The 13,532-nt window shown below is 54.4% G+C and carries 11 protein-coding genes and 1 pseudogene; 4 read left to right on the forward strand and 8 right to left on the reverse strand.

Going from position 1 to position 13,532, the window contains the following annotated elements:
- Positions 1 to 24 precede the first annotated feature (24 nt).
- The 3 genes from ACLD72_RS03835 to ACLD72_RS03845 all read right to left on the reverse strand — a co-directional run bounded on the left by ACLD72_RS03835 (position 25) and on the right by ACLD72_RS03845 (position 3,084).
- Positions 25 to 474, reverse strand: a complete 450-nt coding sequence (locus tag ACLD72_RS03835) for a hypothetical protein (RefSeq protein WP_458475558.1) — start codon at positions 472 to 474, stop codon at positions 25 to 27.
- Positions 475 to 696: 222 nt separating this feature from the next.
- On the reverse strand, positions 697 to 1,851 hold the full coding sequence (locus ACLD72_RS03840; RefSeq protein ID WP_411003283.1) for a hypothetical protein: 1,155 nt from the start codon (positions 1,849 to 1,851) through the stop codon (positions 697 to 699).
- A 3-nt stretch (positions 1,852 to 1,854) separates the two neighbouring features.
- Positions 1,855 to 3,084, reverse strand: a complete 1,230-nt coding sequence (locus tag ACLD72_RS03845) for a glycosyltransferase family 4 protein (RefSeq protein ID WP_411003284.1) — start codon at positions 3,082 to 3,084, stop codon at positions 1,855 to 1,857.
- A 231-nt stretch (positions 3,085 to 3,315) separates the two neighbouring features.
- Between ACLD72_RS03845 and ACLD72_RS03850 the strand changes: the two genes are divergently transcribed.
- Genes ACLD72_RS03850 through ACLD72_RS03860 form a run of 3 tightly spaced genes read left to right on the forward strand, consistent with a single transcriptional unit; the run spans position 3,316 to position 6,517 of the window.
- The gene (locus ACLD72_RS03850) at positions 3,316 to 4,593 is read left to right on the forward strand and encodes a nucleotide sugar dehydrogenase (RefSeq protein WP_251591141.1); all 1,278 of its coding nucleotides are present in this window, start codon (positions 3,316 to 3,318) and stop codon (positions 4,591 to 4,593) included.
- 29 nt (positions 4,594 to 4,622) lie between these two features.
- The gene (locus ACLD72_RS03855; protein WP_411003285.1) at positions 4,623 to 5,603 is read left to right on the forward strand and encodes an NAD-dependent epimerase/dehydratase family protein; all 981 of its coding nucleotides are present in this window, start codon (positions 4,623 to 4,625) and stop codon (positions 5,601 to 5,603) included.
- Positions 5,600 to 6,517: an NAD-dependent epimerase/dehydratase family protein gene (locus ACLD72_RS03860; RefSeq protein ID WP_458475559.1), complete on the forward strand. Its 918-nt coding sequence runs from the start codon at positions 5,600 to 5,602 to the stop codon at positions 6,515 to 6,517. Before ACLD72_RS03855 ends, ACLD72_RS03860 begins: the two co-directional genes overlap by 4 nt.
- A 168-nt stretch (positions 6,518 to 6,685) precedes the next feature.
- Here ACLD72_RS03860 and ACLD72_RS03865 read toward each other — a convergent pair.
- Positions 6,686 to 6,883, reverse strand: a pseudogene (locus ACLD72_RS03865) (IS4 family transposase); the annotation flags it as partial.
- A 378-nt stretch (positions 6,884 to 7,261) separates the two neighbouring features.
- On the opposite strand from ACLD72_RS03865, the gene ACLD72_RS03870 reads away from it, so the two are divergent.
- On the forward strand, positions 7,262 to 8,164 hold the full coding sequence (locus ACLD72_RS03870; RefSeq protein ID WP_458475560.1) for a transposase: 903 nt from the start codon (positions 7,262 to 7,264) through the stop codon (positions 8,162 to 8,164).
- A gap of 580 nt (positions 8,165 to 8,744) precedes the next feature.
- On the opposite strand, the gene ACLD72_RS03875 is transcribed toward ACLD72_RS03870, so the two are convergent.
- The 4 genes from ACLD72_RS03875 to ACLD72_RS03890 are packed head-to-tail and all read right to left on the reverse strand — an operon-like array spanning position 8,745 to position 13,450.
- Positions 8,745 to 10,337, reverse strand: a complete 1,593-nt coding sequence (locus ACLD72_RS03875) for a glycosyltransferase (protein WP_411003750.1) — start codon at positions 10,335 to 10,337, stop codon at positions 8,745 to 8,747.
- 8 nt (positions 10,338 to 10,345) lie between these two features.
- Entirely contained in the window at positions 10,346 to 11,143 is a 798-nt protein-coding gene (locus ACLD72_RS03880; protein WP_411003751.1) for a glycosyltransferase family 2 protein, read from the reverse strand.
- 13 nt (positions 11,144 to 11,156) lie between these two features.
- The gene (locus tag ACLD72_RS03885; RefSeq protein WP_411003752.1) at positions 11,157 to 12,368 is read right to left on the reverse strand and encodes a glycosyltransferase; all 1,212 of its coding nucleotides are present in this window, start codon (positions 12,366 to 12,368) and stop codon (positions 11,157 to 11,159) included.
- Positions 12,369 to 12,370: 2 nt separating this feature from the next.
- On the reverse strand, positions 12,371 to 13,450 hold the full coding sequence (locus tag ACLD72_RS03890) for a glycosyltransferase family 4 protein (RefSeq protein WP_411003753.1): 1,080 nt from the start codon (positions 13,448 to 13,450) through the stop codon (positions 12,371 to 12,373).
- Positions 13,451 to 13,532: the final 82 nt, after the last annotated feature.

Consider the following 13,532-nt stretch of genomic DNA (forward strand, 5'->3'; position numbering starts at 1 on the left):
CCGGTGGCTTGAAAAGACTCCCGTTTACTTTTGTGGGCTTTCTTCCTCGTTATCTTCGTCGTCCAACAGGTCTTCGAGGTCCATCTCTTCATCCATGTCTTCAATCAATTCTTCATCCACTTCTGCTTCATAAACGGGTGACTGAACTTGCACCGGAGCCGGCTTAACGACCACGGGCTCAGGAAGTTCATGGAAATATACGTCGGCATATTCCTCCTGGTACGCTTTATGCATGCCTGCTGGTATATACGGGGTGATATTGTCCCCCAGCAGCCCGGTTCCGGGCCCCGTCCCCGGACCCGTTCCCGGACCGGTGAAAAGCCCCGAGCCCGGAGCTTTATTCAGCCACATAAAAAACGGCTTCGTTCTAAAAATTTTCCGCTGCTCCTGTTCTTCGAGATAAGCTACTTTTTCTTCATCCGATAGGTCGGAAGGAATCATCCCGTGATAGACAGGCGGAATTTGGGCCAGCATGGCTTGAAGAGCCCGACTTGCATTTTCACCTCTGTTTCTTCTGGACACGACATCCAACTCCTCTGCTATAATCTACTTCAAAGTCTTGCTTGCTACGGTAGTCAGTATATTCCGAGGAAAAATAGAAGGATAGGGACATCCGTTCGAATCAAAAAAAGAGGCGGTTCCACATATATAAGAACCAGCCTCAAGGGGATTTATAAAGTTTTAGAATCGTTCCTTCTAGGATTCTTCATTTATAGCGCCGCTGCCTGGAATTGAAGCTCCACTCTCTCCGTCCGCAGGCTCAGGGATGGACGGAGGCGAAACCTCGGCGGCCAACGCCTGAACCATCTCCGGAGGAAGAATCGAGCCGATCGCCTCATCCGCTTCGACCTGTCTCCATTCGTTGCCCAATTCGACCGGCTCGGTGCCGGACTGCAGAATATGAATGAAGGCGGGATCGGGTATGATGGTTTCTCCCGGTACGATGTTTAACTCCGGGGCGGCCGGGGCAGCCTGTTCCGGTACCTGTACCGGTGCCTCCTCCACTGGTTCCTGCACTACCGCATTTTCGACCGGATTCACCATAAAAGCTACCGGGGCGATCGGTTCGGCCGCCTCGATCACAGCCACGGGAGCAGGTGTGTAGGAAACTTCGATCGCCGGCTCCGGATGGCTTGGTTCAGGCGGCGCAGCGGCGTAAACAACTTCAGCCGCGGCGAACATTTCCTCCGGAACCGCCGCCCCTGCCGGGGCTGCCGCAACCACTGGTTCCACCGGTTCCGGTTCGGGCGGCAGGACCTGCTGCCCGATAGCCGTATCCACGGCAACCGCTGCGGCAGCCGGGTCTCCCCCTGTTCTCCAAGGTTCCGGCGGGGGAATCAAGCCCCGCTGGGGTTCAACGGTAAACGGATGTTTTAACTTACCGGGATGTTCCGTCAGCGGCGCCTTGGCAGCCACAGTATTCCCAGTTGCCGGAACACCGGGTTCTCCCGCAGGTTTCGCAAGATTCCGCGGCGAGGTCTCCGCCGCCTGATTCGGTACCACTGCCGGGTTCGCCAACGTTTTATGGCGGCGCTTCCCGGCCGCCGGCCGGCGGGCAACAACACGCGCTAATCTCCGGTGGATTCTCCGCCGCTGACCTCCAGCCCATCTTTTCCGTCTAGCTTTTCTTTTTTTCCAGGCCGTAAGTTTTCGAGCCTTGAGCGATTTCCGTTTGGACCGCTGGGCCGCAGGTTTTCGCCGCGCCTTCGTTTTTTTAATTTCCTCATTAGTTGCGATCCGTTTGACCGTGCCGAGTTCAATCAACTTTACCTGACCGTTTCGCTCCACCGCAGGGGCTCGCCGCGGCCCAACCCTTCCCCGTCTCGGAGCGGGGGCCATGCTTACCTTCATGCTTTATGCTCCCTCCCTATTTGCATACCGCCGCTTCGTAACCGCATCATACACCTTCAACGTTTTCTTCATCATCATTTCGATGGACCAGTGCTCCAGCCCCCACCTTTTGCCTTGCTCCCCAAGCTTGGTTCGCAGCCTATCGCTCTCCAGCACCCTGCGGAGATTTTGGAACAGCGACTCGCTTTGGCCGGCCGGCGACACAAGTCCGGTTTTGCCGTGCTTCACCATTTCCGGAATGCCGCCCGCATCCGATACGACCACGGCTTTCCCGGCAATTTGCGCCTCCATAATAGAAAAGGGGAGGTTATCCTGAAGGCTCGGAAGTACAAACACGTCAGCTTGGCTCAGCAGTTCCGGAACGTCTTGCCTTGGGCCACAAAACCGTACATGCGCTTCCAATCCCAAGCTCCGTACCTGCTCCCTTAGCTCGCTCTCCAGCGGCCCGTCGCCCAGCAGCCAGCATTCCCAATCCTCGCGAACCTGTTTGAGCAGAGCCAACGCTTCAATCAGATGCTTATGACCCTTCACCGGAACGAGTCTGGCGGGGCAGATCAGAATTTTTTTTTCGGGATGCGCCGGGGCAGCAGGCGCGGCGGCCAGCCGATTCTGGAACGCCGCGACGTCCATTCCGTAGGGAATGACCTGCAAATGCTTGCCAGGAACGGCAAATTCGCTCATGGAGAGCGCTTTGAGCCATTCGGTAGGAACGATCGTGGCATCGCTGGAAATCGCTCCGTAAAACTCCTCCGCTGCGGCGTATTTCCAGGGCAGCGTGTCTTTTCCGGTGACTTCGCCGGAATAGATGAATTCCGTGGCCAAGCAACCGTGGATCGTGGCGATAAGCGGCGTTGTTTTGTTTTTGACGCGCCACAGCGCCCGGGTCGACACAATGTCCTGGGTATGGATTAGGTCGTATTTTTGCAGCCCGAATACCGACGCCGCTGCCTCGAAGCAGTACCTTTCGATATCCCGCCACCGAATCCACGGATCAACATGGTTCATCTGCTTTTCGTAGTAGGCGTACACCTGCTCATAGATGCGGTCTTTCACTTTTGATTTCACCAGTGTGCGCCCGTTGTTCGACATGTAGTAATGCTGCATATCGGGATGATGGGCAAAAATATCCACCCGGTGTCCAAGCCGCTCCAGCTCGCGCTTCAGCGTGTCCACGTACGTCGAAACCCCGCCGACGTGCGGCAGATAAAAATAAGTGGTTAACAAAATATTCATGTCCCCAGCCCTTCCTTGTGGAACTCCATATATCCTATGCACTCACCTAATCCGCCGTCAGGGACATTCAACCAAATTGCCGCAGGACAAGCACGTTTATTTTCGTCTATACGAATCTATTGCACCAGCAGGATATTCTACCATTTTTTCTATCACGGGTACTTCTATCTATATCAATGAAAGACTTGCTTGAGTAGGATATATCATCTACCAGAAAAGGAGTGAAAACCTATGAATCAGGCAAAAGCCAGCATCGCCGTCATCGGCCTCGGGTACGTCGGACTTCCGCTAGCTTCTCTATTTCTGCAAAATGGCCATACCGTTTACGGCATCGACGTAGATGCTAGTAAAATTGCCAAATTGCAAAACCTGCAAAGCTATCTATCCGATTTTACATCCAAAGAGATAAGAGCCATGTTCGCTGGAGGACGGTTCCATGTTAGCGATTCTTTCAGCGACATCAGCAAGGCGGACGCAGTCATTTTGTGCGTACCTACCCCGCTGGACCGAAACTTTGAACCGGATTTGACCTATGTACAGGGTGCCATGAAAAACGCCTTGCCCTATCTGCGAAAAGACCAACTGGTCGTTTTGGAAAGCTCCACTTATCCCGGAACGACGGAGGAGGAACTGCTGCCGATGATAGAGTCGACGGGGCTCGTCGTCGGGCAAACCGTATTTCTCGCCTATTCGCCGGAACGCATCGACCCAGGCCCCGATCAGAAGGAGCTGCATCTGATCCCGAAGGTGCTCGGAGGCGTCACCGAAAAATGCACGGAAACGGCCAAAGCCATATACGAAAGCATCTTTGACCGTGTCGTCGTCGTCTCTTCCCCGCGTGTCGCCGAGTTTACCAAGCTGCTCGAGAACTGCCAAAGACTGATCAACATCTCTTTTATGAACGAACTAGCCATTCTGTGTGAAAAAATGAACATCAACCTGTGGGAAGCCATTAAGGCGGCCAGCACAAAACCTTACGGATTCACGCCTTATTATCCCGGACCGGGAATCGGCGGCCACTGCATTCCGGTCGACCCGCTTTATTTGCAGTGGAAGGCGAAGCAGTACGGGGAAGATTCGAAATTTATTGAGCTGGCCCACCGGGTGAACGAGTCGATGCCGGATTATGTTGTGCAGAAGGTAAGCCAGCATCTGTCCACCAACAAACCGCTCGCCGAATGCAAAGTATTTGCGCTGGGGGTGACCTACAAAAAAGACGTAAACGATCTGCGTGAATCGTCGGCGCTGACGATTATTCAAAAGCTGATGGAAGCGGGCGTGACCGTGAATTTCCATGATCCGTATATCAACCGGGTCGAAATCGGCGGGCGTACCCTAAACGGCGTTGCCTTAACCAAACGAATCATCCAGCAGCACGACTGCGTGCTCATCCTAACGGACCACTCTTCGATCTCCTATGAAACTCTCGCATCTTTCTCCCATTTGGTATTCGACACCCGGAACGCCACCAAAAATATCGAGGACCGCAAAAATATCATTGTCATCTAAATTCAGAGGAAACGGGGTGTATATCCACGATGAATATATTAGTAACCGGCGGCGCCGGCTTTATCGGATCCCATCTGGTGGAGCGGCTGCTTGAGCAAAGACATTACGTTTGGACGCTAGACGATATGTCTACCGGAAAACTGCAATTTTTGAATGAAGTGACGGAAAATAACCGCCATTCGATGATCTACGGGTCGGTAACGGACAAATACTTGCTTCGCGGTCTGATGGAGCGCTGCGATGTCGTATTCCACCTGGCCGCCGTGCTCGGGGTCAAAAATACGGTGGAAAATCCGCTTAAGGTGATCGAAGGCAACATCGACGGCACGCGTAATATTTTGGAGCTTGCCCATCAAAACGGGGTTAAGGTCGTTTTCGCCTCCACCTCGGAAATCTACGGCAAAAACAACAAACTCCCGTTCAGCGAGGAGTCGGACCGAGTATTGGGGGCCCCGTCCATCCACCGTTGGAGTTACGCTACAGCCAAAGCGATCGATGAGCATCTCTGTTTCGCCTATGCGGAGAAGGGGCTACGGGTCTCCGTCGTGCGGTACTTCAACGCTTATGGGCCAAGACAGACGTCATCGCAGTACGGCGGCGTGGTCGCCCGTTTCATCCGGGCCGCGCTGCTGAATCAGCCGCTTGAGGTGTACCATGACGGATCGCAAATCCGCTGCTTTACGTATATCCGCGATACGGTGGAGGGCACGCTCGCCGCAATGGGCAGCCATGCCAATGGACAGGCGTTTAATATCGGCTCCGAGCACGCGATAACGATCCGCGACCTGGCCTTTAAAATCCGCGATTTGGCCGGGTCTTCCTCGCCGATCGTTTACGTGCCCTACGCTAAAGCGTACGGTCCCGGCTATGAAGACATGCCCTTGCGTATGCCCGATCTGACCCGCTCCCGCAACGTCCTGAATTACGAACCTTCCGTTTCCCTGGACGAAGGGCTGAAGCTGTCAATCGAATGGTTCCGCGGGCAGCTGAAAGACGGGAATTTGTCATGAAAATGCTCGTCACCGGCGGCGCCGGGTTTATCGGCTCCCATCTGGTCGAAGCACTGATTGCACAAGGTGCCGACGTTCACGTAATCGATAACCTTTCGACGGGAAACCGTGATTACTTGCCCAAAAACGTGACTTTGCACACCCTGGATATCCAAGGCGAGGAGGCCGCAAAGCTGATCAAACGGCTGAAGCCGGACATCGTCTTCCATGAGGCGGCCCAGGTCGACGTCCAGCGCTCCGTCAAGGACCCCGCCTATGATGCGATCATAAACATCGTGGGTGCTGCGAATATTTTACAAGCTTGCTGTGAAGCCGCCGTCAAAAAAGTCGTGTATGCTTCCTCCTGCGCCGTTTACGGAGAGCTGGAAAAAGCGTTGATCCATGAGCAGGATCCGGCACGTCCCATTTCCTTCTACGGTATTTCCAAACGTACGCCCGAATTGTATTTGCGCGTATTCCATAAACTGTACGGCTTAAATTACACCATCCTCCGTTACGCCAATGTGTTCGGGCCGCGGCAAACGCCAAAAGGAGAGGGCGGCGTCATCTCCATCTTTATGGACCGGATCAAAAAAGGGACGCAGCTCGTCGTTTTCGGAGACGGCGAGCAAACCCGGGATTTCGTGTACGTGAAAGATGTCGTCAGAGCCAACCTTGCCGCCGTCCGGCAAGGCGACGGCGAAATCATCCAGATCGGCACATCCCTGCCCACCTCGATTAAGGAACTGCTCGTGATATTGCAGCATATTCACGACGAGCCTTTGCTGGCCGTGCACGAGCCCGAACGGCCCGGCGATATCCGGCACAGCTGCTTAAGCAACGTCCGGGCGTTCGAATTGCTTGGCTGGAAGCCGACGTACGACCTGTACCGCGGATTGCAGGAAACGTACCAGTATGTGATGAACCGGAGTTGAGTTTTAGGCCGAGCAAGGGAGAGGCTTCCCTTGCTCGGTTTTTTTAAGATTACACGCCAGAATTTATGACTCAACTTTCGCAGCAAAAAATCGGCAGACAAGCGTTGACGCTGAATCAGAGGCGGACAGTGTCTTCCCGGCTTTTTGGGCTTCTTCGTTGATCTAGAACATAGAAGATCCCTTGTAAAACGTGCCGGTGGCATGATCTCTAAACCGGGCAAGCAACCCGACCGCCTTGCTGCGGTTCCGCTCAAACATGGAAGCATGGAAGCGTCAACGATGAAGAGGGCGTCACGATCCGCCGAGGTCAGCGCATCTACCTTTTGCACCGTAGCCGCCCTCGAGCAGTGTCGCAAATCGACGCCAGGTGAGGGGGCTGCCCAAAGGGTTCGTGTCTTGGTGTCTTGGTGTCTTGGTGTCTTGGTGTCTTGGTGTCTTGGTCTTGGCGTCTTGGTTGTCTTAGTTGTCTTAGTTGTCTTAGTTGTCTTAGTTGTCTTAGTTGTCTTAGTTGTCTTAGTGTCCCTGCCTGCTGCTTGCCTTTGCACGATTATCCCTTTCGTTCAGAGAGCAGGGAGTAGGGGGTGGGGCTAGATCAAGGGTTCCCAAAAAAGAGAGAAGAAAAAGAGATGAGGAAAAAATGAGGAGTTTCAGGTGAGATTTTCAACTTGATTAGGGAACGTATGTTTGGTATAATGAAGTTAATCGAACGAACGTTCGTGAATTCTTGATCGGGGGCGAGCGACCATGGAGGCCAATGCGGGAACGGAACTTCAACCATTCAGCAGCCGTTATAACAGCGAGCAGGCCTGCATGGAGGCGCTGATCGCGATGAAGTGGCCGAACGGCTTCGTCTGCCCGCGCTGCGCTCACACCCGGTGCAGTCGTCTGACCTCCCGGCATATCCCCTTGTTCGAGTGCGGAAAGTGCAAGCATCAAACGTCTGCTTTGGTCGGTACGATTTTTGAAGGAACACATTTGCCCCTGCTCAAGTGGTTCGAGGCCCTGGATTTGTTCCTGCTTGAGGGCGGCATCTCGGCGCTGCGGCTAAGCCAGGTGATCCGGGTCACCTACAAAACCGCCTGGTTGATGCTGCACAAAATACGCCATGCCGCCCTAGAATTCGATGCCCAGGAGCTGCTCTGCGGAGACGTGAAGGTGAACAGCGATCTGTATGGGCGTGACCCGTCCCGGTGTCAGTTTTCGCATCCGTATGCCTCGGCGGTCGTAGCGGGATGCACGGTAATGGAGTCGGGCGAGCCGGAGCAGGTCAAAATCCGCCTGGTACCGCATAAAAGAGGAGACGGACAAAGGGCAAACCGTCACGAACTCGCCGCGTTCATCAACGAGAATGTGGATGTCCGTACATCGGCAGTACAGTCGTTCCCTCTAGCCTATCGACTGTATGCGCCCTTGCGGAAAGTGGTGAGAGAGGCGTGGGAATCGCTGAAGAGTACGTATGGAGCCTTGGGACTGAAGCATCTGCAGGCGTACCTCAACGAGTATACCGGACGCCGCCAACTGCACCTGCCCGAAGCGAAAGAAACGATGCGGCAGAAGTTGCTGCGCATGTGTGTGGCGATTCCGGCGATCCCTTACCGCCGGCTGATCGCACGCCAACCGAATCGGCCCCTTGCGGCTGCGGCCTGATCGAGACGCTGGAACGGCGAGGGGAGTTTGATGCGGATCAACTTGTCTTGATGGGGATCGACTTACTTGGTGTGGGTTAGCATGAACAGTCCGGGTGTTGCTGCAGATGAAAGCAGGCTACATCAAAATCACGGTCTTTTCGTTTCCCTCGAGTCTTGTCCTTGATCTCCTGTCCTGATCTTCTATTTGATCTCTTATCTTGATCTCTTGTCCGGTCTGTTTCACCTCCCCTAAACCTGATTCCTTCTCCAAGTCCGTCTAAATTATCTCGAACCGATCTGCTTCTCCACCAAATATTTTCTTCTTACCGAGCTTGTCTGTTTCTGCTACCTGATCAAACGGGATAATCGTGCAAAGACTCCGGACAGTGAGTGTTGATCTGCCGCCCCCCCCAAGAAAAGAATACTTTAATTCGTTTGGCAGTTGATTTAGGTCGGGCCGATGGTCTATAACAAATGAAAGACACCTCTTTTGTCTGATCGTAGAAGCTCGCACGTTCAAGTTCCGAATAGCCACGCAAAAAAGGCCACTTGTCCTAAATGAATCCATTTGGGACAAGCAGCCTTTTAGGGGCGCAGCGTTATTTCTGCCGGGGCTCCAGCCTCTCCAGAATAATCCGCCCCGTCGGAGCGGTTCTCCATACGGGGTTGTAATGGTCACCCCACTGTTTCAGCGTTTCCTCATAAAACGACTTGCGCAAATGGTTGTAGTATTTGATTTTGCTGTCCGATTTTTGCCGGTTGATTCTGACGTTATGCAGCAGCTCTGGCACATGAATCCAGGAGTACCCCGCCGCCAGCCGGATAATCATCCGGGCGTCCTCGAAATAACGCCCCTCCCAGGGGTCGTTGGTCAGCCAGCCGCCGACCTCGCGTACACTAGCCGTCCGGTAGCATCTCGGGTTCACCATGTAACCGAGCTTCAACAGAAAATCATATGGCGTTTCAAAAGCCGGCTGAAGGATCTGGTTGACACATTCCAGCGTTCCTTCCGCATTCCGTTCCCAAAGCCGGTGATCGGCAAACGCAAAGGCCGCTTTCGGGTTGCGGTGAAGGCTTGTCACCAGCTTCTCGGCCGCCTTTTTGTCCAGCCAGTCATCCCCGTCGAGCTGAATGAAATAGGGAGTTTGGATATGCGGCAGCGCCGCGTTCAGCACCGCCGAGATACCGCTGTTCTTTGAAATCCGGATCACGCGGATCTTAGGATCCTTGATGCTGGCGTCAAGCCGGGCCAAAGACCGGTCGGTGGAAGCGTCGTCGATCACGAGGATCGATTCGGGGGGAAGCGTCTGGCGGATGGCGCTTTGTACGGCAGCGACGATGGAGGACTCGTGGTTGAAATTGGGTATGATAATCGTATAACGGGGAAAAGCTTCCTCCTTGACGGGTTGCGGGGCCGGAATTAATCCTTGCAAATAGTAGGCATCGTTTGACAGCCTCCAATCAGCCAGATACTCGCCGCCCCATTCGCGAAGAATTTGATTGTACAACTCATAACGGTATTGGCGCCGCAGCGGCCGGGTTTCCTCGAATTTTTTCCAGTTGGCCGGATCCCTTCTCCGGTGGTATAGTATTTCATTCACCCATACGAACGGATACTTTCCCGCCAGGCGAAGCGTGATCTGAACGTCCTCGGCGAGCATATCGCCCTGTTCCTGCACCATCCAGCCGCCGGCCTCCCGCACGGCATCCGCACGGTAAAAGCGCGGCACCATCGCCTGGCTCATTTTCAGCAGCAGGTCGTAGCGGTCCTTGTACTGCTCCAGGATGGTCGGCTCCTTGTTCACTACATTATCTTGCGCGTCCAACCAATACGTCAGATGATTGCCGTATATAAGCGCGGCTTGGGGATGGGCTTGCGCCGCGGCAGCCAATCGCTGCAGCGCGTTTTGATCCAGCCAGTCATCGGCGTCAAGCTGCACGAAATAAGGGGTTGAAATCCGCGTCAAGGCGTAATTTAAGACATGGGTTTGCCCGATATTATGAGGCAAGGCGATCGTGCGTATGCGGCTGTCGTTAAAGCTGCGGACTTTTTGCAGGGAGGCATCGGTAGAAGCGTCGTCGATAATCAGCAGCTCCCAGTCGGTATAGGTCTGATGAATGACGCTGCGAATCGCCTGTTCGATGTAACGTTCCTTGTTGTACAACGTAATGACAACGGTAACCATTGCCATACAAACGATCACTCCTTTCTGGTGCCGGTTGGGACAAGTACGATGGATTGCCACAAGTGGGGCGGCCCCGCCGCCTCGGCCCGGTAAACATCCCCCCAGCGCCCCAGTGCCTGGGCCGTATACATTTTTCGTAAGCGATTATAGATTTCGGCGTTGCGATCATGGCTTAAATTATGCTGATGATAGCGAAAATGATAGAGATCCCGGTTTACATAAGCAAACTCGTAATGATCCAGCAGTCTCAGCAGCATGCGCCGATCCTCCATCATACGTCCTCCGGTCAGCTTGTCGATCTCCCATCCGCCCGCTTGTTTCACGCAGCTTGTTCTGTAAAATCTCGGCTGAACCATCGGATCATAGGCGGCAAAATCATAGCGGTCCCGAAACGGACGATGCTTCACTTTTTTGTGAAAATGCAGGGCGCCGTCCCTTTCATGCCAATGGCAGGTATTGGCGTAAGCCAGAGCCACTTGTTCCGGCCGGCGCTCCATTTCGCTGAGAAGCACCTCCACAGTGTTCGGGGCGATCCAGTCGTCCCCGTCCACCTGAAGGAAATACTTCGTCTCTATCCATGACAGCGCCTCGTTCAGCACGTGGCAAATCCCTTGGTTTTGCCGGCGCGCGATGATGCGGGTCCGGGACGGATCGGTATGGCGCCTTGCGATGGACACCGTCCCGTCGTTCGAAGCGTCGTCGATGACCAGCAGCCGCCAGTCCCGGCAGGTCTGGCTTTCGATCGACCGGAGCGCGTCCCTGATGTAACGGGCCTTGTTATACGTAGGAACAACGACAGTTACGAGGCTCATCGCGGCTCCCTCCTTACGTCCCCGGCCCGGTGCCGGGCGCGGTTCCGGGTCCGGTGTAAGGTCCGGTGCCTGGGCCGGTGAAAGGCGCGGTGCCCGGGCCGGCATTCGCCAAGACATAATACGAATTTGCAAATTTGCGCCGCGTTTTGGCCGGCTGCGATCTGGCCGGATTTGATTGGGCCGGCTGTGGAAGCTGCGGAGCCGGCGCGGATTTCTGCTCTGGTTCCGCTGCGGCAGCTCTCCGCCCAGGCGCCTCTACTTGTGCCGGGACCGCTGCTATTGCCGACCCGCTCGGTTTCGCGGGCGGAGCAGCGGACGTTGCGGGCGCGGACATTTCTTCGGCTGCAGGTTCCTCTGTCGGCGTTTTTTCTTCGGCCGCCGTGCTTTCCTCTATCAGTGCCGTTTCCTCCTCGGCGGGAATGTCCGAACCGGACGGGGCAACCGCAACGAGCCGCGCCAGCTTTTTCCACCCGATACCGTAGTTCTCAAACACCGGCTCATATGGACTGCCCCAACGCTGCAAGGCGTCGCGAACGGACCATTCCACCATTTCGGCGTACAGGCCGATCTGATTCGTATGATTACCGGTATGCCGGCGGTGAATATACAGCATTTGGTCGATCCAATGAAACCGATAACGCTCGATTAACCGCAGCAAAATCCGCTTATCCTCCATCACCCGCCCCTGATACGGATCGTCCGTCGGCCAACCGCCGATGGCGCGAATCGCGTTCGTGCGGTAAAAACGCGGCCACAGTGACGTATTCGCCAGGAGGAAATCATATTTGTCGGCGAACGCTCGCCCCTTGTTCATCGTCGTCAGAAAGCGGTCCCCGTTCGCGTCCTCATGAACCACTAGAATGTTGCCGGATACCACCGCCACCTCCTCCGGCTGCTTTAGCGCTTCACCGGCCAGCACTTCCAGCGTGTGCGGATAAAACCAGTCATCGCTGTCGAGCTGGACGATAAACGGCGTATCCGCCAGCTCAAGCCCTTGGTTCAGCGCCTGGGATTGGCCAGCGTTTTGTGGAAGACGAATCAGCTTGACCCGGGGGTCGGACAAATAGGTTTTAATCCGGGATTCATATTGTTCCGTGGAGCCGTCATCAATCAACAGCAGCTTCCAACGGGGATAAATTTGCTGAAAAACGCTTTCGATGGCTTCCTCAAGAAACCGGCCAGGGTTGTAAAAAGGAATCACTACCGTTACCAATGCATTTTCCAACTTTAAGCTCCTCCTTCCGATCGGTTATATTGACAGCTGTCCCGGCATTTTCGCATAAACTGAAACCATAGATCCGAGATCTTTCTGGGATCACCCTTCATGCTTTCTTGCACAGCCAATTCAGATAAACGCTTGGCCTTTCCGGCCTCCGTAAGGAGTTCGTACAAAGCCTCCGCAAACTTGTTCAGTGAGTTCTCCGTCCATTCGTAGGGCATACTTGTGACGGGCGGATGTCCCCACTTCATATCCTCAAGCAGGATTTGGCTTTCCGCTACTTCAGGGATGGCGGCGACCTTAGCTGCGATAACCGGCACGCCGCAAGCCATCGCCTCCCGGATATGTGAAGGGCAATTTTCCCACTTGCTGCCGCAAACCAGTACATGCCACCTGCGCATCATTTCCGGCATTCGGGAATGCGGGACGGAATTCATGATTTTTACATTAGGCAGGTTTTCCTTCATCCACTCCTGTTTGTATTTGGGAGGTTCGGCATGAATCATTTCAAAATCGACCGAAGGGAATCGTTTGGCCAAATACGGAATGACTTCCGCCCCTTTCGTGTATTTGCTCGGGTGGTCGTAACCGATCCAGCCCACGACGGGTTTACTGGCGCGTTGTCCCAGCGAAAATCTCGACCGGTCGATCATGTTGGGAATCACCGTAATGAGACTGGGGTCGTAATGCGGCCATTTTTTCAGCAGGTTGCGCTTTTGATATTCGGAATAAACAACCACGGGAACCAGCACCTTTGGCGGTTTGGACAGATCGATGTTCGGCCCTATGCTGAACCCGCCGCCGCTGCCCGTTTCCTGCTCCATTTGCCATGAGTTGAAAAAGTAGTGATTCCAGTAACCAGGCTCATGGATTGGAACGGTTTTTACGTGCTCGAGCCCGGGCGGAAGAGACTCCCCGCTATTTAAAGTGAAAGCTATATCCAAATCGATGGGTTGAAGAAGAGACAGCCATTTCGCACGGATTTTGGCTTCGATGACCGGGCCTTTTGCCGCTTCAAGCCGCAAATATTCCGTGACGAATTTGAATTTAAAAGCCGCCCGCCCCTCCATTGTTTTCGATAGTTTCATAGTCACCTTCTGTTCACACCTTTCATGGATAGGCTGAGTTCTCCGCTCCCTTGCGGGCAAACCGGACCTTGAGCGGTGAATC

The organism is Paenibacillus lacisediminis, assembly GCF_046567315.2.

What these genes read in the sequence shown, in the direction of transcription:
- ACLD72_RS03835 (WP_458475558.1), bottom strand. Translation starts at nt 474, where the DNA reads ATGCTGGCCCAAATTCCGCCTGTCTATCACGGGATGATTCCTTCCGAC.
- ACLD72_RS03840 (WP_411003283.1), bottom strand. Translation starts at nt 1,851, where the DNA reads ATGAAGGTAAGCATGGCCCCCGCTCCGAGACGGGGAAGGGTTGGGCCG.
- ACLD72_RS03845 (WP_411003284.1), bottom strand. Translation starts at nt 3,084, where the DNA reads ATGAATATTTTGTTAACCACTTATTTTTATCTGCCGCACGTCGGCGGG.
- ACLD72_RS03850 (WP_251591141.1), top strand. Translation starts at nt 3,316, where the DNA reads ATGAATCAGGCAAAAGCCAGCATCGCCGTCATCGGCCTCGGGTACGTC.
- ACLD72_RS03855 (WP_411003285.1), top strand. Translation starts at nt 4,623, where the DNA reads ATGAATATATTAGTAACCGGCGGCGCCGGCTTTATCGGATCCCATCTG.
- ACLD72_RS03860 (WP_458475559.1), top strand. Translation starts at nt 5,600, where the DNA reads ATGAAAATGCTCGTCACCGGCGGCGCCGGGTTTATCGGCTCCCATCTG.
- ACLD72_RS03870 (WP_458475560.1), top strand. Translation starts at nt 7,262, where the DNA reads ATGGAGGCCAATGCGGGAACGGAACTTCAACCATTCAGCAGCCGTTAT.
- ACLD72_RS03875 (WP_411003750.1), bottom strand. Translation starts at nt 10,337, where the DNA reads ATGGCAATGGTTACCGTTGTCATTACGTTGTACAACAAGGAACGTTAC.
- ACLD72_RS03880 (WP_411003751.1), bottom strand. Translation starts at nt 11,143, where the DNA reads ATGAGCCTCGTAACTGTCGTTGTTCCTACGTATAACAAGGCCCGTTAC.
- ACLD72_RS03890 (WP_411003753.1), bottom strand. Translation starts at nt 13,450, where the DNA reads ATGAAACTATCGAAAACAATGGAGGGGCGGGCGGCTTTTAAATTCAAA.